The 17,974-nt window shown below is 63.2% G+C and carries 15 protein-coding genes; 5 read left to right on the forward strand and 10 right to left on the reverse strand.

What is annotated here, in order from left to right:
• Window positions 1-78 precede the first annotated feature (78 nt).
• From ACJ7IV_RS07240 to ACJ7IV_RS07250, 3 genes are all read left to right on the forward strand, one after another.
• Window positions 79-885 (forward strand): hypothetical protein, encoded by an 807-nt coding sequence (locus tag ACJ7IV_RS07240; protein WP_483866403.1) that lies wholly within the window; start codon window positions 79-81, stop codon window positions 883-885.
• Window positions 886-1,505: 620 nt separating this feature from the next.
• Entirely contained in the window at window positions 1,506-1,664 is a 159-nt protein-coding gene (locus ACJ7IV_RS07245) for a hypothetical protein (RefSeq protein ID WP_483866404.1), read from the forward strand.
• Between the two features lie 525 nt (window positions 1,665-2,189).
• A complete protein-coding gene (locus ACJ7IV_RS07250) occupies window positions 2,190-2,777 on the forward strand; it encodes a hypothetical protein (RefSeq protein WP_143004407.1) in 588 nt (195 codons plus the stop codon).
• Between the two features lie 140 nt (window positions 2,778-2,917).
• Here the strand turns inward: ACJ7IV_RS07250 and ACJ7IV_RS07255 are convergent, their stop codons facing one another.
• The 4 genes from ACJ7IV_RS07255 to ACJ7IV_RS07270 all read right to left on the reverse strand — a co-directional run bounded on the left by ACJ7IV_RS07255 (window position 2,918) and on the right by ACJ7IV_RS07270 (window position 11,213).
• Window positions 2,918-3,292 carry a histone-like nucleoid-structuring protein, MvaT/MvaU family gene (locus tag ACJ7IV_RS07255; protein ID WP_089677414.1) on the reverse strand — a complete coding sequence of 125 codons (375 nt, stop codon included), beginning with the start codon at window positions 3,290-3,292 and terminating at the stop codon, window positions 2,918-2,920.
• A gap of 1,212 nt (window positions 3,293-4,504) precedes the next feature.
• Complete coding sequence (locus tag ACJ7IV_RS07260; protein ID WP_483866405.1) at window positions 4,505-5,842, reverse strand: DUF3999 domain-containing protein; 1,338 nt, start codon at window positions 5,840-5,842, stop codon at window positions 4,505-4,507.
• Window positions 5,839-8,406, reverse strand: coding sequence for a DUF2339 domain-containing protein (locus ACJ7IV_RS07265; RefSeq protein ID WP_483866406.1), 2,568 nt, complete (start codon window positions 8,404-8,406; stop codon window positions 5,839-5,841). The genes ACJ7IV_RS07260 and ACJ7IV_RS07265 overlap by 4 nt, the downstream gene beginning before the upstream one ends.
• Window positions 8,407-8,495: 89 nt before the next feature.
• Window positions 8,496-11,213: a cation-translocating P-type ATPase gene (locus tag ACJ7IV_RS07270; protein WP_483866407.1), complete on the reverse strand. Its 2,718-nt coding sequence runs from the start codon at window positions 11,211-11,213 to the stop codon at window positions 8,496-8,498.
• A 372-nt stretch (window positions 11,214-11,585) separates the two neighbouring features.
• Between ACJ7IV_RS07270 and rluF the strand changes: the two genes are divergently transcribed.
• A complete protein-coding gene (gene rluF, locus ACJ7IV_RS07275; RefSeq protein WP_483866408.1) occupies window positions 11,586-12,686 on the forward strand; it encodes a 23S rRNA pseudouridine(2604) synthase RluF in 1,101 nt (366 codons plus the stop codon).
• 54 nt (window positions 12,687-12,740) lie between these two features.
• Here rluF and ACJ7IV_RS07280 read toward each other — a convergent pair whose 3' ends face one another.
• From ACJ7IV_RS07280 to nfo, 6 genes are all read right to left on the reverse strand, one after another.
• A complete protein-coding gene (locus tag ACJ7IV_RS07280) occupies window positions 12,741-12,953 on the reverse strand; it encodes a hypothetical protein (protein WP_483866409.1) in 213 nt (70 codons plus the stop codon).
• Window positions 12,954-13,025: 72 nt separating this feature from the next.
• Window positions 13,026-14,285, reverse strand: a complete 1,260-nt coding sequence (locus ACJ7IV_RS07285; RefSeq protein ID WP_161432279.1) for a TRAP transporter large permease — start codon at window positions 14,283-14,285, stop codon at window positions 13,026-13,028.
• The gene (locus ACJ7IV_RS07290) at window positions 14,282-14,812 is read right to left on the reverse strand and encodes a TRAP transporter small permease (protein ID WP_483866410.1); all 531 of its coding nucleotides are present in this window, start codon (window positions 14,810-14,812) and stop codon (window positions 14,282-14,284) included. The genes ACJ7IV_RS07285 and ACJ7IV_RS07290 overlap by 4 nt, the downstream gene beginning before the upstream one ends.
• Window positions 14,813-15,808 carry a TRAP transporter substrate-binding protein gene (locus ACJ7IV_RS07295; RefSeq protein WP_483866411.1) on the reverse strand — a complete coding sequence of 332 codons (996 nt, stop codon included), beginning with the start codon at window positions 15,806-15,808 and terminating at the stop codon, window positions 14,813-14,815. It abuts the gene before it with no gap.
• 103 nt (window positions 15,809-15,911) lie between these two features.
• A complete protein-coding gene (locus ACJ7IV_RS07300; protein ID WP_483866412.1) occupies window positions 15,912-16,415 on the reverse strand; it encodes an N-acetyltransferase family protein in 504 nt (167 codons plus the stop codon).
• Entirely contained in the window at window positions 16,412-17,260 is an 849-nt protein-coding gene (nfo, locus tag ACJ7IV_RS07305) for a deoxyribonuclease IV (RefSeq protein WP_483866413.1), read from the reverse strand. The genes ACJ7IV_RS07300 and nfo overlap by 4 nt, the downstream gene beginning before the upstream one ends.
• Window positions 17,261-17,440: 180 nt before the next feature.
• On the opposite strand from nfo, the gene ACJ7IV_RS07310 reads away from it, so the two are divergent.
• Complete coding sequence (locus ACJ7IV_RS07310) at window positions 17,441-17,908, forward strand: hypothetical protein (protein WP_161432272.1); 468 nt, start codon at window positions 17,441-17,443, stop codon at window positions 17,906-17,908.
• The last annotated feature ends 66 nt before the right edge of the window (window positions 17,909-17,974 follow it).

Genomic DNA, 17,974 nt, shown 5'->3' on the forward strand with positions numbered 1-17,974 from the left:
TATGACAACTGTCGACACCTAAGCGGCCCGTCCGGCAAAGGCAGTCAGCCAGTTCATTGATGTTATGCGTAGGTAGAAATGGATATACAACAAGAAATACGGATTCTGAATACGGCGCTTGAGTTGATTACAAACTACGTAAACTACTCTATATGCTGTTTCCCAGAAGGCCGAGACAAAATCGTAAAATCAGTTTTGCCTAAAGACACAACAGCAAAAAAGTATTTTTATATATTGCTTCTGGAAGTCGTTGCTGGCGTAAATAAGGAGATTGTTCCATCTAAAGAAGATGGTGATAACATACTTAATATTTTGCACAAAGTGTCGAAACATCCAGAGCTTGATGCCGGAGCTGATACGGCAGCGCTAGAGAAGGCTGTTGAGGAATTTCAAGATTGGTTGAGCCATGAGTTTGAGTATGACATCTATTCTGCAAACATCGGCAAGGAATTGCGGGTAAATTTGTCTAGGAAAGATGCTTTATATTTAATAGGCAACAGATGCAAGCACGCACTGACAAGATCCAACGCGATCTTGAAGAAGATCACGAATATTTACAATCAGAGTGGCGCTGAGTTAGACCCGGGATCCGAGGTTATTGTATTGGAAGACATAGATACTTGGCTGTTCGATGATTTTGGTGGTTATCACTTTACTAAATTATGTGAGTTAAGCGTCAATCTTTACTATGGGATAATTGGGTATGTGCGGCCCACCTACGAGAGATCATTGGTGCAGGAAGATAGTATTAGTTACTCATATTTGATACCCAAGGGTGTCGTCGAAGAAGAGAGTAAATTCGAGTATTACGAGCTATTGAATAGAGTTCGCTCTCCGTTTCTACCGGTGATCAAAACTTGGGAGAACCTTCTTGAGCTATATTAATACGCATAACCACTGAATCAAGCCGACCAATGTTCCGCTGCCGCTCCAAATTGGCGGTTTATTCAGGGCATTGCATCAGCATATTCTGGATGTCCGCTCATGGCCGAATTCGGATCCTGAGGCCGATACAAGCCCCTGAGATCCTTTCACCGCTTGATGCGTGCATTCCTCTGTGGTCCCGTTTGTGAGCCAGACATGGAGCTGTGGCGTACTATTCCAGTCATGAAACTGCTAATGTGAGAGGGATAGCTGGATCAGCATTGGGTTATGGGAGATGTATAAAATATTGACAGGGGCGGGGATGGAAAATGCAGTTCTCAGGGTTCATTTATTGAGGAATGTTGTCTTCGGGCAGTAAAAGGGGTGACAGTATGCGTAGTGGATTACTGTTGGGAGGGCTCTTAGTGGTGTCCTCTACATCTATTGCGATGGATTACAGCCATCCTGGCTCACCATCCAGCACGATAGACTGCGTACAATACGCAACCTATGTTACAGATGGTGTTTAAGAGTTTATTTCATCAGAGGCGCCAAGGGATTTATCTAGAGAAGACCTTGATGAACTGATGGAATAACGTGATGCAGAGCAAGGCGAGGATTTTTATAACGAAGTTAGAAGAATGATGGTTTACGATGCTTATGCTTGGTACAGGAGAACTAAATACGCTTATGACCCAGAAATGATGTATATGGAAATTCGTATGGAGTGCGAGATGGCCATTGCTGATAAGGATTATGAAGAGGGTATGAAGGATTTGGAACGGCTGATGGGGGACTGACGGTGTGTACAGTAATGGTAATGCTCAAACAAGTAAATCCAGCCGACCTATAAACCGCTACGCTTTTTTTTCGGTAGACTGACTTGATGGTTACATTATAATCGCCTGAATGTCAGGTCTTGGCCGGAAGCTGATCTTTAGGCTGCCTTGATCGGGCAGTCACTGACGACCCAAAGCCGACATGGTTATAGGGGAACCAGTCACGATCCCGTTTCTATGGGATATGCAATATAGGCGATGCGATATTAACAGTCTAGGCTTAACACGCTTGTTTTTCGGTGAGATAAGAGATGACTGAGTGAGTGGAAAAGCATTCTTGAAAGCGCGTGCGCGCTCAAGTCGAATATCGAGCATGCGGGACCTTAAAAGTATTGACAAATCCAAGCTGTTTCCTAATAATTTGAGTAGGCATAGGTAGCCTCCCTGCTGCGTTGGGAAATACCTAATTGACCTTCCAAAATTTACTTTGAAGCCAAGCAAGCAGCATGCTAACTATGATTAACATAGGGCTGTCGGAGTAAAAAGATGTTTGCATATAAAGAGTGCTTAGATAGTCTTAAATATATTGCAAAGGTATCCACTTTCGAAGACAAGTCTCATTGCCAGAAGCTTGACCTCTGTAGCCAAGAATTCGGCTTCAATAACTACCATCATTTAAAAAGTACTCTACATAAATTACCTGAAGATCGATTTGGTAAAGTTTCTCTAAAATTAATGCGGAAATATTGCCAAGCGGCAAAGCCCAGCTTGGATGAAAATTATGTTGAATTTTATGCTTCTCAAGGTATACAAGCTATTCAAGTTGCGTTCTATAGCCAATGGATCGGGTGGGACAAGCTAGGGAGAGAAGTTAGAGAACCGCGTCCATATTGTGGCAAAAGGAGCATTGATGGCCTAAGAGAGTTGTTTGAAACCCCTGTCTATGTGGTGGAAAATGACAAACAGCTTATAAGCTGGCTATATGACTGGTATGGCACTGCATTAATACCTGAAAAGTTAGCGAAGAAATATTTCTCAGAAAAATTTGACAGAAAAAGGCTTGTCTGCGAAGAAGTGAACATGGATCTGGTTAGAGCGTGTTCGGAAGATTACAGCAATAACGTCGCTACATAGTTAATTGCATAACAAAGTCAGTCAGAGGTGGAGGGGGCTGCCATCGCCTCTGCTGGTGGCGTTGTAAGTTAGGATAATCTCAATGGCCGCTTCTGGCCAAAAGCTGCCTGCCAACACGTTGGCAGGCAGGCTATGAGATTTTAATTCTCAGTCCTCACCAGCCAACCTTCCACCACCTCAGCGCCATATTCATCCTTCCACTGCTTCAGTGTCTTCTGGTTACCGCCGCGGGTCTCGACGACTTCACCGGTGTTAGGGTTCTTGTAGATCTTCAGCTTGCGCTTGGCGCGGCCGGTACTCCTGGTGCTGTTGGATCCCTTGTCAGAAATCGATGCCGGATTCAGTAGTTTGATAACCTCAGTGGCTGACTTATCGAACTCGCGCATTAGGTCTTCAAGGTGGTTCTTGAACTCCAGCTCTGTCTTCAGGCGATCGTCGTTTTTCAGCCTGTCCAGCTCCTCCTGGAGCTGCTTCAGCTGCTGTTCTTTCTGTATGTAGGTGGTGAGAATTGACATGGGCTTCCTCTCTATGGGCTGGATGGAGGTAAGTAGTATGGTAGTATTTTCTATATGATTCAATAGACCTCACCACCTACATCCAGAAAATGTTCAGTTTTGATACAGCAGGTGAATGCCGTCGAATTATTTTGATTAATGTCATAGGTTGTTTCTAACAAACAGACTATTCATTTCCTGATCTCTTTTTATGAGAGTGCAACCTAGCTAGGCAATGATCGAATGAGTTTCACGAATGTTTCGTAGGGCCGTGTGCAGCGCAAACTTTCGCGATGCTAACAATTATTATAATGAATCGATTTTTTCAAAACCTGAATGAAGCAGAATCCGCGATGTGGACATACTTCCAGGCAGCACCAATCGTTTTTTGCTGGCGATAAGCTCGACATCAACATACAAGTGCCTCGCCAGCCATAGGCCGCTTCGCACGTAGAAACGCGACTTCAAACCCCCAACCGACCTGGACAGCTAGCTAGGTGCTTACACTCGTGGACTCCCCGGGCTGCAGGCTCAGGAGAGGTCTGATTCGGAAATGCGATCTTAAGCACCCACCAAACCAACTAAGTGCATATACTCGCTGAAGCGCCTGGTAAAACTCCCAGTCTGGCCTGGCCCGAACAAATGCGGCCTCAGGCACCCATCTGACCTGACGATATACAGCTTTCTTCAATTTATGTCATGTCCGGACGTCAATTGTCAGAGAATAAGACATGACGCCGAGCGGTAAAGGCCGGTTCGAGGGTGCCTCTGGCCGCCGCCGACCTAGCTGCACCAATACAACCAGCCTCTACCGCATGCCAGTGATGCCTGATGAGCAGCGTGTTGTGGTCAGTCAGGTGTCAACGAATGGCCAATTTATTTACCTGAAGCCCCATATTTGGTCACTCTGTTGACAGATACCGCCTAGCAGCACTGGTCGATGCATAACATGCTGTTTTGTAAAGATTCATCTCGTATTTATCACAGTGTCAACGAGGGTGATGTTATTCGATACAAACCACCCCTGGCCCGAGGACCCCACTACCGCCGAGGCCACCGCCCGCACCAAGCGGCGCTAGCCTCTGTCAGCCTAGGCTTTGTCTGAAAAGTCGGCGAGCGAAGGTCAGACAAGGCAAAAATCGGCGAAAAGACGGAGTTTACGGGGTGTAAATGAGTACTTTGAGTCGATTTTTAACGCCGTATGGCCGAGCGCAGCCAGTTTTCGGACAGAGCCTAGGCCTCATCGCCGCGGCGCAGCAGTCGCAGCGCCAGACCACCCACCAGCAGCGTACCGGCCACCAGCACGCTCCACAGCAGCCAGAGTGTCCAGTCCCGGGGTGGTGTCAGGGCGGCCTCGCCGGCCAGCGTCTGCCGTTCGCCCAGGTGAGCACTGGCCGGCTCCCAGCCTTCACCCTGGCGCCGACGCAGCGAGTCCAGCATCGGCGCCACCGCGGCCTGCTGGCGCCGTGCCCGGGCGCTGCCGGCCAGCAGCCGCCAGGGGGCCTCGCCCTCGGCCAGGAACACCACCCGCTCCGGCGTGTAGCCCAGGCGCAGTGTTGGCGCTGGACCGCTGCGTGGCGAGTCGGCGAGCAGTCGCCAGTGGCGATCGCGATGGGAGCCGAGCATTGGCTGGGGCGGCGAGCGCAGTTCACTATTCCTCTCCACCAGGCGATAGCCCGTCCACGCCGATGTGCGTGCCTGCCAGGCGGCGTCCGGCGCCTCGCGGCTCTCCAGTCGCCAGCGGGCGGCGTAGGGGGTGTCGCTCGTCACATCGGCGAGGCTCACCGGCAGTCGTGCCGCCAGTCGGTAGTGGAACTCGCCGCCTTCCGCGCGAACACCTTCGAGGGACTCCCAGCTCGGCTTGGCTACCGGCCCCGACTGACGCGTCACCGCCTGGATGCCGGCGAGAACCACCGCCGACTGGCCCGGCAGCGGACGCAGGCGCAGGTAGCGGGCCGAGACCTCGCCCAGCTCGAGGCGGCGGCGCACCAGGCGTTCGCCGTCGTGGGTGATATCCAGCAGCCGTCCCTGTCTCAGCACGCCACGCCAGGTCTCGAGATCGTCGCTCGCCTCGACCCGGTAGAGGCTGTCCAGCGGGGCGGCGTCGTCGTCCCAGGTGAGGTTCAGGGCGGTAACGGGGCGCTGGATCGCGCTCAGGTCGACCAGGGCGGCGCCGGCCTCCCCGGCCTCGCTGGATCCCCCGCCGCGGGTCTCGATGCGGCGCAGTCGGCCCTCGGCGTCGGTCTCGCCGATCAGTTCCCACCGCCCCTCGTCGAGGGGCGGTGGTGGCAGCGGAAACCAGGGGGCCCGTTGCAGGCGCTCGGTCGACGCCGGGGCGGGCGCAGGCTGTATCAGGGTGGGTACCGCCTGGCCACGGGCGTCGACCACCTGCAGATCGGCAAGCGACGGGGAGTGCAGGGTGCGGTAGATCTCCGGGGTCAGTTCCAGGCGATAGGCCGCCGCCGGCTCCTCGACACTCAGCGGCCAGGCGTGACTCCACTCCTCCTCGAGCTCCCCGGCCGCGACCAGAGCCGGCCAGGCCAGCAGTGCCAGATATCCGATGCCTCTCATGTCGCCTCCTCCTGTTGCCGCGGCGGTGCTGGGGCGATGAAGCCCACGCCGATGCACAGCAGCCCGTAGCCGATGAACGAGGCGATGCCCAGCAGGTTGCCCAGGTGCTGGCGATCCACCGCTACCAGCTTGACCAGTACCACCGCCATCAGCAGTGCGGAGAGTTGCCACAGGGTGCGCTGTCGGCGCCGCGAGCCCAGCACCCAGCCGATCACGCCGAGCAGGCTCCACAGCAGGGTGAGGCCGGTCTGCACCAGGCCGAGTTCCAGCATCGCCGGCGACCAGGGGGCTCCGCCGACCAGATGCGCCCCGCGCAGCAGCTCCACGGTGAGCAGCAGGAAGGCCGCGCCCCCCAGCAGGGCCGGGGCGTGGCGGTCTGCCGCCCCAGGCCAGAGGCCGCCCCGCCAGAGCTGCCAGGCGACCAGCAGCGTCGCCCACTGCACCAGCGCCAGGGGATTGGCCAGCGGCAGCCAGGGCAGCGGGAAGGGGGCGCCGGTGCGCGGCAGCAGCGCCACCCAGGCGAGGGCCAGCACCAGCAGCAGGCCGGTCGCGAGCGAGACGCGCCAGGCCTGTGCCGTCTCGGCCAGGGGGCGCAGCACCCAGCCGGGTCGGTGGCAGAGCAGGGCGGCGAGCGTGAGCCAGGGCAGCAGCCCGGCGGCGAGCTGCCAGGCGGGTGCCAGATTCAGGGGGAACGGTTGCAGCAGCAGGGTGCTGAGGAAGAGTGGCGTGGAGGCGAGCCAGGCCCCCTGGGCCCAGGCGGCGGGCGGCAGGGGCTCGTACTGGAGTGCTTCGGAGTGTCGCGCCAGCCCCTGCAGCTGGCGATAGCCGAGCACGATCACCAGGGCCCAGCCCCAGGGGGCGAGGGGGCCGGTGGCGAGAGGAGCCATGAGCACCCACTCGAGCGCCCCGGCCAGCAGGAGGGCCGCGAGCAGCAGCCCACCGGCAACGCCCCAGGCCAGCGCCGCAGCCGGCCGGCGGCGGTAGCGCTCGGCCAGGGCCAGCCCGGTGACTGCCAGCAGCGCCAGGCGCCAGTCATCGGCCATGGCCGGAGCGGCGAACAGGTCGATCTCCCGGGCGGCGATGGAAAGCCACCAGGCCAGGCCCCAGGCGAGGGCGGCCAGCGCCCAGCGGGGGTAACCGCCTCGCCACAGGGTCTCGGCGGAGACGAGGCCCGCCGCGGCAAGGATCACCCCGGCCATGAAGGCGGCGTTGGCGACGGGAGTGTCCACGGCCCAGGCGAAGACAAGGCTGCCAAGCAGCGTCAGGCCGGCAACCAGCTGCAGGGCCAGGCCGGCGAGGCGGGGCAGCAGGCGGTGCTGGCGAATGCCCAGCCATATCAGGGCGGCCCCCTCCACGGCGAAGAGCGCTGCGCTGACTCGCGCCGAGAGTGCCAGCGGAATCGCCAGGGTGGCGAAGCCCAGTGCCAGGGCGGCGTGGGCCTCACCGAGCTGACGCGTGCGCGCCTGGCGCAGCAGCCAGCTGGCGAGCAGGGCATAGAGCAGTGCGATGCCCAGGGCACACAGGGCCAGCGACAGCCGCTCGCCCTCGAGCAGCGCCGCCTGGAGACCGAACGCCACCAGTGGCGTGCCGAAGACCAGGCTGCCGTCGATGCGGCTGTCTTTCCTGTGCGGCGACGCCTGCGCTTGTCGGCGCCTGGCGTGGAGGATCGGGATCAGCAGGTAGAGCAGGAAGAACAGTGCCAGGAAGGGCTGGGCCACCGCGTAGTGCCGCGGGCTGTAGTCGAGTACGCCCCAGGCGGTGGCGATGGCGAAGGTGGCCACGAAACCCAGCAGGTCGAGTAGCCGCCAGTGGCGCACCCAGGCGATGGCGAAGATGCCCAGGTTGAGCAGCGCGTAGTAGCCGAACAGCACCAGCGGATCGCCGGGGGCACGGGCCAGCCACAGCGGCGCGAGAAAGCCCGCCAGGCTGCCCAGCACGGCCAGTGCCAGCGCATTCTGGAGTGCGCCCAGCACCCCGACCCCGGCCACCAGTGCCACGCTGAGCAGGAAGGCCAGCGGCAGGGGCAGCAGCGCGAAGCGCTGGGCGGCGGCGAAGATCACCATCAACAGCACGCCGATGGCCCCGCCCTGCAGGCTCAGCGCGAACACCCGCCGGGTGCGACGCTGCTGCCAGCCGAAGCCCAGGGCGGCCACCGCCAGGACGGCGATGCCGGCCAGGCGCAGTTCGATGGAGAGGGTCAGCCAGCCCTGGGTGGAGGCGTGGCGGATCAGTGCCGCGAGCCCCGCGAAGAGCACCAGGATACCGATCTTGACCGGCAGGTTGCCCTCGCTGAGCCAGCCTGCCGCGGCGCCTCGCACCCGGCGAGCTCCGCTGGACAACCGGCGGGCGAGGCCGTCGCGCCAGAGGGGGCGTCGGCTCGCGCCTGTCTCGACCTTCCTGCCCCGGGAGGGGGCGGCCGGCGCGTCCTCCGTGGCGGGTCGGGCCAGGGCCGCCTCCAGTGACTCCACCCGACGCGTCAGACGGGCGAGGCGCACCAGGGCGACGATGGCCACCAGGCTCGGCAGCCCCAGCAGGAGCAGCAGCAGTGTCAGCAGCAGCGGCATGGCCTTCCTCTCTGGCTGGGGTTACTCAGGACACCCGCGACCTCCACAGCATGGGCCACAAGCGTGCCGCTGTCGTTGGTGCCGTGGGGTCAGCGCCGCCGTCGCAGCACCCACTTCTCCGCCTCGATCACCAGGTAGATGGCCACGCTCACCAGCAGGATCGCCAGCCAGTGGGGGGCTTCGAGCCCTTCACCGCCGAACACCAACTGCATGAACGGCAGGTAGGTCCAGCCCAGCTGCAGCAGGGCCACGGCGCCGATGGAGCCCCATATCGGCTTGCTGCCGAAGATCCCCTGGAGGGAGAGGGTGCTGGCGGTGAGGAAGCGACTGTTGATCAGGTAGGCGGCACTGCCCGTCACCAGCATGTTCACCGCGCCCGCGCGGGCGAGCTCGATGCTGCCGCCCTGGGCATTGAGTATCCAGGAGAAGACCCCGAACACGCCGAGCAGCAGCAGCATCGAGACGAAGCCCACCCGCCACAGCAGGAAGAGGTCGAGCAGGGCGGCGTCTGGGTTGCGGGGCCGACGACGCATCAGGTCCCCCTCGCCCTTCTCGAAGGCCAGTGCCAGGCCCAGGGTCACCGCCACCACCATGTTGACCCACAGCGCCTGCACCGGGGTCACCGGCAGCTGGGTGCCGGCCAGCACGGCGAGCAGGATCGCCAGCCCCTGGGCGCCGTTGGTGGGCAGCAGGTAGGTGATGGTCTTGCGGATGTTGTCGTAGACCTTGCGCCCCTCGCGGATGGCTCCGACGATGGTGGCGAAGTTGTCGTCGGCCAGCACCATCTCCGCGGCCTCCTTGGCGGCCTCGGTGCCCTGGATGCCCATGGCCACCCCGACGTCGGCGCGCTTGAGTGCCGGACCATCGTTGACCCCGTCGCCGGTCATGGCACAGATGCCGCCGTGGGACTGCATCGCCTGGACCAGGCGCAGCTTGTGCTCCGGTGCGGCCCGGGCGAAGACATCCACCTCGAGGATCACCTCGGCCAGCTCGGCGTCGGACATCGCCTCGATCTCGCGGCCGCTGATCGCGCGTTCAGTATGGGCAAAACCCAGCTGGCGGGCGATGGCCAGGGCGGTAACGGCATGGTCGCCGGTGATCATCACCGGACGGATGCCGGCAGCCAGGCACTCCTTCACCGCCTCGATGGCCTCGTCCCGGGGCGGGTCCAGCAGTCCCACCAGTCCCAGCAGCACCAGGCCGTCCTCGGCGTGGTGATCCTCGAGCGACTCGACGTCATGGAGGGGCTTCTCGGCCAGCGCCAGCACCCGCAGCCCCTGCCCGGAGAGGGCATGAATGCGCTCTTCCCATTCGGCGTGATCGAGTTCGCTGTCCTCGCCATCCTCCTGGCGCACGCGGTGGCACATCTCCAGCAGACGGTCCGGGGCGCCCTTGACCAGCAGGCAGTGGCGTCCGTCGATCTCATGCAGGGTGGCCATGTACTTGTTCGCGGACTCGAAGGGGATGGCGTCCTGGCGGTCGTGATCGCCGCGCAGGGGGCGCGCCTCCAGGCCCGCCTTGGCGGCCGCCACCACCAGGGCGCCTTCGGTGGGATCGCCGTGGATCTTCCAGTGGCCCTCTTCGCGGGCCAGTTCGGCGTCGTTGCAGAGCACGCCGACCTTGAGGAAGTGGCGCAGGGCGTGGTGGTCGTCGAGATCCAGCGGCGCCTGCTGTGCCTCGCCGTCCTCGTCCAGCGTGTGGAAGTCACCCTCGGGGGCGAAGCCGGTGCCGTCGATGCGGATCTCCCCCTGGGGCAGCCAGATCGACCGGGCGGTCATCTCGTTGCGGGTCAGGGTACCGGTCTTGTCGGAGAAGATGGTGGAGATGGAGCCCAGGGTCTCCACCGCCGGCAGTCGCCGGATGATGGCGTTGCGGCGGGCCATGGCCTGCACCCCCAGGGCCAGGCCGATGGTGACGATGGCGGGCATGCCCTCGGGGATCGCCGCCACGGCGAGGCCCACCGCGGCCATGAACATGTCGCCGACGGGCTGGCCGTGGACCAGCACGCCGAAGGCCGCGGTGAGGATGGCGATCACCAGGATGATCAGGGCCAGCACGCGACCGGCACGATCGATCTGGCGCAGCAGCGGTGTCTTGAGCTGCTCGACGCCACGCAACATCTCGGAGATGCGGCCCAGCTCGGTGCGTGTGCCGGTCTCCACCACCAGGCCCCGTGCGGCGCCCTGGACCACGATGGTGCCGGCGTAGGCCATGCCGGTGCGGTCGCCCAGGTCGGCGTCCTCCGCCACCGGCGGTGTGTCCTTGTCCACGGCGGTGGACTCGCCGGTCAGGGAGGCCTCCTCGGTGCGCAGCCGTCTGGCCTCCAGCAGGCGCAGGTCCGCCGGCACCCGGTCACCACTCTCCACCATCACCACGTCCCCCGGCACCAGCTGCTCGGCGGGAATCGTCTGGCGCTTGCCGTCGCGCAGCACCTTGGCCTGAGGGGAGAGCATGTCACGAATGCTCTCCAGTGCCTGCTCGGCCTTGCCCTCCTGAATGAAGCCGATCAGGGCGATAATCAGCACCACGCCCAGGATGGCGATCGCATCCACGCCATGGCCCAGCCCCAGGCTCGCCACCGCGGCGCCGATGAGCACCAGCATCAGCACATTGTTGAGCTGTTCGAGCAAGCGCTTCCACCAGGGGCGGGCCTCGGCCTGCTGCAGCTGGTTGGGGCCGAAGCGCTCCAGCCGCGCCTGGGCCTCGCTGGCGGAGAGCCCGTCACTGTCGGCCTCGAGACGCTCCAGCGCTTCCTGTTCGGGCTGGGCGTGCCAGGCGATTGCCTTCCGGGCGTGGGGTTCGGACATCCTGTGACCTCCGGCTGCGGGCGTGATGAAGCCTAAGGTGTAACACACTCGATGCTGCAGTGCAGTGATGCAGGGCAAGCTTCAGTGATAAGTTGCTGAAATGAGGCGGCGACTTTCGGTATCGCTGCATGGCTAGCTGTGATAGCCCTGGCGCCGTGATCAGGGCTATCGCAAATAGAGACAACACTATTACTGGGAGCCCGATATGGTGGGAGCCCGATTTATCGGCGATCGCGGTGGTACAAGGGCGAAGGGCGCTACGGTAACTGCGATAGCCCTTGCGCGGTGATGAGTTCGGTCGAGGCCCGGGCCTGCAGTTGCTAGAATGAGTGCCCGTTGTTACCAGCTCACTTCACCTTCCGGATGCGTCCCATGGCCCAGACCCTCTCGAAAAGGATCAACAAGTACATCAGCGAAAGCGGCATGTGCTCGCGGCGGGAAGCCGATCGCTACATCGAGCAGGGCAGCGTGCAGATCGATGGCCGGCGCGCCACTCCCGGTGACCGGGTCGTCCCCGGCAGCGTCGTCAAGGTCAATGGCCAGGTCGTCGAGCCCCTGGAACTGGAGGAGGAGGACCTGGTGTTCATCGCGCTGAACAAGCCGGTGGGCATCGTCAGCACCACGGACCCGGTCGAGAAGGCCAATATCGTCGATTTCGTCGGGCACGGCACGCGGATCTTTCCCATCGGCCGGCTGGACAAGGACTCCCAGGGGCTGATCTTCCTGACCAACAACGGCGATCTGGTCAACCGCATCCTGCGGGCGAGCAACCAGCACGAGAAGGAGTATCGGGTCACCGTCAACAAGCCGATCACCGACGATTTCATCGCCGGCATGGGCGGCGGGGTACCGATCCTCGGCGAGGTCACCAAGAAGTGCCGGGTGGTCAGGGAGTCGCGTTTCGTCTTTAACATCACCCTGGTCCAGGGGCTGAATCGCCAGATTCGGCGCATGTGCGAGGTGTTCGGCTATGAGGTGGTGAAGCTCGAACGCATCCGCATCATGAACGTCTCGCTCAAGGGACTGGCCACCGGTGACTGGCGCGACCTGAGCCCGGCCGAGGTGTCGACGATCCTCTCCCTGACCGAGCACTCCAGCTCCGAGGCTCAGCAGCCTGAGCGTCGCACGGCGCGACGCAAGGCCGGCAAGGGAGCCCGAGGCGGTGCCGGCAAGCCCGAAAGCAGGTCGTCAGGCAAGGCGGCAACCGGGCAACGCAGCGCGTCTCGCCGCGGTGACGTTGCCAAACCGGGGGCGGGAAAGACTGGTGTTGGAAAGACCGGTGCAGGAAAGCCCGGCGGTGGCAAGCCCGCCAGGCGCAAGGTGACGGAGAAGGGGGCTGGACCGGGCAGGAAGCCGGCGGGAAAGAAGGCAGCGGCAAGCAAGGCGGGGGGCAAGCCCAAGGGGGGGCGTCCCTCGGGTTCGCGCGCCAAGGTCGTCGCTCCCGGCGGCAAGCCGCGGGGCAGGAAACGCTAGGCCCTCATCTGCCACTCGCGGGGGTCGCAGCAACCAGCTGAGGCCGCAGACATCCTAGTCGGACTCGGGCACCTCCCCCGGCACGCGATAGCGCGGCGGGGCATTCTCGCGCTCCTCCCGGGTCAGCGTCTCGTCCTCGGCGGGGACGCCCCATACCGTCTCGCTCTCGCGGTCCGGGTAGCTGTAGGTGGTGCAGCCGACCAGCAGTGCCAGGCTGATGGTGAGGGGCAGCGCGAGGGCGACGAGCCGCGGGCGGGTGAGGGGCATGCAATATCTCCGGTGAGACGGTGAAGGGGGGCCGGCCAGCGTCACCGCTGGCCGGCGTAGGGGCAAGGCCGCTTAACCCGACCAGCCGAGCAGTATCGGCACGTAGACCACCAGCAGCAGCACCGCGATCAGTCCCAGCAGGTAGGGAATGATCGCCCGGGTGATGCGCTCCAGCGGCAGCTGGGTGACTGAGGAGGCCACGTAGAGGTTGATCGCCACCGGTGGGGTGATCATGCCGATGGCAAGGCCCACCACGATGATCAGGCCGAAGTGGATCGGGTCGATGCCCAGCTGGGTGACCAGCGGCAGCAGTACCGGGGTGAGGATGATCAGGGCGCTGGCGGTCTCGATGAACACGCCGGTGAGCAGGATCACCGCCACCACCAGCAGCATGATCACCAGCGGGTCGGTGGAGAGCGACAGCACCGCCTGGGCGATGGCGCCGGGCACCTGCCAGCTGGAGAGTGTCCAGCTGAGTACCGCCGAGGTGGCGATCACCAGCATGATCACCGAGGTGGTGATGGCCGAGCGGATCAGGATGCGGTAGACGTCGGCCAGGTTCAGGTCGCGGTAGATGAACAGCGACACCAGCAGGGCGTAGTTGACCGCCACCACCGCCGCCTCGCTGGGCGTGAAGATCCCCGAGAAGATGCCGCCGAGGATGATCACCGGGGTCATCAGACCCCAGCTGGCACTGCGGAAGGTGCGCCAGATGGTGGCCGCCGAGAGGGCGGTGCCCCGCGGGTAGTTGCGGCGGTAGGCCTGCACGATGGCGATGGCGGAGAGCCCGAGGCCCATGGCGATGCCCGGCAGGATGCCGCTCAGGAACAGCGACGATACCGACTGCTGGGCGATCACCGCATAGATGATCATCGGCACCGAGGGCGGGATCACCACCCCGATGGTGCCGCTGGCGGCGATCAGGCTGGCCGCCGAGGCGGGCTCGTAGCCCTTCCTGCGCAACTCCGGCACCAGGCTCGAGCCCACCGCGGCGGTGGTGGCGGCGCCGGAGCCGGAGATGGCGGCAAAGAACATCCCGGCCCCCACCGAGACGATGGAGAGGCCCCCCTTGAGGAAGCCGAACAGCGAATCGGCGAAGTCGACCAGCTTCTCGCTCACCTTGCCCTGGGCCATCAGGTCGCCGGCCAGGATGAACATCGGTACCGCCACCAGGGCAAAGGAGTTGATGCCCTGGAACATCTGCTGGGTCACCACCATCGGTGGCACGCCCTGGGCGTGCAGTGCCACCAGGGTGCTGGCGCCGATGGCCAGGGCGATGGGTACCCCCAGCAGCATGAAGATCAGGAACAGCACGAAGAGCAGCGCGGTCATGGCTGCTCCTCGTCGTCGGCGGGCGGCATGGGGTCATCGCCCAGTGCCAGGCCGGCGATGTCTACCAGGGCATACCAGGCCATGATCGCCGCGGAGAGCGGGATCACGGCGTAGACCCAGGTCATGGAGAGGCGCAATGAGGCGGATTTCTGGAAGCTCTGCACCTGCATGTACTCCCAGCCGATGGTGACTAGCCCGAGCAGGAAGCCCAGCGATACCAGCAGGGCGGCGATGCGCGCCAGGCGCCGGGGCAGCCCGGGCAGGGCGTCCACCACGAAGGTTACGGCGATATGCCGGCCGCGGCGGAAGGCGAGGGTGGCGGCCAGGAAGGTGATCCACACCAGCAGGAAGCGCGCCACCTCCTCGGTCCAGCCCACCGCGGTGAAGAAGACCCGCGAGACGATCTGCAGGGTGATCACACCGATCAACGCCGCCATCGCCGTGAAGACCACGGGGGCGATGGCGGCGTCGAGGGCGCGCTCACTCCACCGCAGCGGTCGCAGCAGGGAATGGGCGGAGAAGGTCACTTACTTCAGCGCCTCCTGGATGCGCGGCAGAGTGTCGCCGAACTGCTCACCGTACTGCTCGTAGACCGGGGCCACGGCCTCCTGGAAGGCGGCGATATCGGGCTCCTCGACGATCTGCATGCCCGCCTCGCGCAGTTCGGCCAACTGCTCGGCCTCCATCTCGGCATTCACCTGGCGCTCGTGCTCGGCGGCCTCCTGGGCGGCCTGTTCGACCACCGCCTGGGCGGCCTCCGGCAGCTTGTTCCAGACCGGCATGCCCATCACGAAGAGCGCCGGCGCATAGGTGTGGCGCGACAGCGTCATGTGGTCCTGGGTCTCGTAGAGCTTGAAGGAGTGGATAACGTTGACCGGGTTCTCCTGGCCGTCGATGGTGCCCTGCTGCATGGCGGTGAGCGCCTCGGTCCAGGCCATGGGCACCGCGTTGGCACCCAGTTCGCGGAAGGTGTCGACGTAGACCGGGTTCTCCATCACGCGGATGCGCAGGCCGTCGATGTCCTCCGGCGAGGTGACCGCCCGCTCGCTGTTGGTGAGGTTGCGGAAGCCGCGCTCGGCGTAGGCCAGGCCCTTGAGGTTGACCTCGGAGAGGCGGTCGAGCAGCTCCTGGCCGATCTCGCCGTCGAGCACCTCGTAGGCGGCCTCGGGGCTCGGGAAGAGGAAGGGCAGCTCGAACACCGCCATCTCCTCGAGGAAGTTGGCCACCGGACCGTTGGTGATCACGCCCATGTCCACGGTGCCGATCTGCATCCCCTCGAGCAGGGTGCGCTCGTCGCCCAGGCTGGCGTTGGGGTAGAGCTCGATGTCCACCTTGCCGTCGGTGCGCTCCTCCACCAGCTCCTCGAACTTCATGGCGGCGATATGGAAGCCGTCCTGCTCGTTGACCACGTGGGCCAGGCGCAGGGTGATAGGATCCATGTCGGCGAAATCTGATGCGTTGGCAGAGGCCATCACGGCCAGTGAAATGCCCAGTGCCAGCGAGCTGCGTGCAAAGCCTTTCATTGTTGGTTTCCTTTTGGTGTCAGCGTGTTGCTAAGTCCAGCGTCCAAGAGCATGCACCGAGGCGGGCAAAGCGGTCAATCGACGCTGGCCGGGCCTGGGCGGCTTACAGCCGGCGGTACATCACATGGGCGTCCACCGCTCCGAGCACCGGATGGCGGAAGGCGCCGGGCAGTGTGCCGCACACCGCGAAGCCGTGGGCCTGCCATAGCCGCACCGCCACCGTGTTGGTGGCCACCACCAGGTTGTACTGCATGGCGGTGAAACCGAGCTCCCGGGCCAGGGCCAGGGAGTGCTCGCACATCTGCCCCGCCAAGCCGCGGCCTCGCGCCTCGGCAGCGACGATATAGCCACAGTTGGCGACATGGTCGCCGGGGCCGGCCTGGTTGGGCTTGATGTAGTAGGTGCCGAGCGGTTTGTCCGCCTCGTCCACCGCCACCTGTACCGCCCGCGGCAGCTCGATCCACATGCGGTGGGCATCCTGCTCGGTGATGTCCCGGGGCACGGCATAGGTCTCGCCGGCGTGGAACACCGGCGCGAGCATCGCCCAGACTGCCGGCCAGTCGGTGGGATCATAGGGGCGGATGCTGATTTCCGATGAACCCTTCATGCCGCCTCCTGCTGGGCGCGCAGCCAGGCGATCTCCTCGGCCCAGATGACGGGCTCGATGGTCTCCAGTACCAGCGGCATGTCGTCGGTGCGCGGGTCCTGCATCAGGGCGCTGAAACAGTCGCTGCCGATATTGCCCCGGCCGAGGCTGTGGTGGCGATCCACCCGGCTGCCAAGCTCGCTCTTGGCGTCGTTGAGGTGCATCCCCTTGAGGCACTCGATGCCCACCACGGCGTCGAACTCGTCGAGCATGGCGACGGTGGCTTCCCGGGTACGCAGGTCATAGCCGGCGGCGAAGGCGTGGCAGGTGTCGATGCACACGCCGACCCGCGACCTGTCCTCCACCTGCTCGATGATCTCGGCCAGCTGCTCGAAGCGCCACCCCAGGTTGCTGCCCTGACCCGCGGTGTTCTCGAGTACCGCGGTGACGCCATCAGTCTCGGCGAGCACCTGGTTGAGCGACTCGGCGATGCGTGCCAGGCAGTCGCTCTCGCTGATCTTGCGCAGGTGGCTGCCGGGATGGAAGTTGAGGCGGTCGATGCCCAGCTGCTCGCAGCGCTGCATCTCGTCGAGGAACGCAGCCCGGGACTTGGCCAGCCCCTCGGCCTCGGGGTGGCCGAGGTTGATCAGGTAGCTGTCGTGGGGAAGGATCTGTCCCGGACCGAAGCCGTGGCGCCGGCAGGCGTCGCGAAAGTCAGTAATCACCGCCTCGTCGAGCGGTTTGGCTCGCCACTGGCGCTGGTTCTTGGTGAACAGCGCGAAGGCGTTGGCGCCGATCGCCACGGCGCGCTCGACCGCCTGGTCGACGCCGCCGGCGGCGCTGACATGGGCTCCGATATATTTCATGCAGTAGGGTCCTGTGTGCTGTCTGGTCCAGGGTTCCAGGGTGGTGGATCACGGGATTGTCGCCGATCCGAAGGCCGAACCCCAGCGTCGAACCAGAGGGCATGGATTCGTGGCGACGGTGGACGCCACCCGATGCGGTCCGCTAGGGTCAGGGGCCAATTCGATGACTCAGGAGATCCCATGACCCTGCGCAAGTCCCTCGCCGTATCCTCACTGTCCCTGGCGCTCGCCGTGCCGGCCTTCGCCCAGCAGATGCCCCAGGGCCAGGCGCCCAGCGCCGAGGACCAGGTGGCCCAGCTCGACCAGATGGTGGACCTCGACCAGGGCCAGGAGCAGGAGCTGGTGAGCCTGCTCAGCGAGTCTCGCCAGCGTATCCAGTCGCTGCGCAGCGAGGCCCAGGAAGTGCAGATGCGGTTGCAGCAGAACGCCGGCCCTGAATTCGACGAGGCCGCCATTCGCCAGGATGCCGAGCTGCTGGGTGACCTCACCGGCGAGATGACCGCCGAGAGCGTGCTGATGCAGTCGCGCATGCAGGCGGCCCTGAGCCCGGCGCAGCGAGACGAGCTGGAACGCCAGATCGAGGAGCGCCAGCAGCAGATGCGCCAGATGCAGCAGCAGATGCAACAGCAGCAGGCGCCCGCCCAGTAATCTTCCTCGGATGGGCTTGCGGTCGCCTCGGCGACCGTGGTTCCCGGCATGACGGCACCCCGCGGG

It is taken from the genome of Halomonas sp. C10-5 (assembly GCF_057169305.1).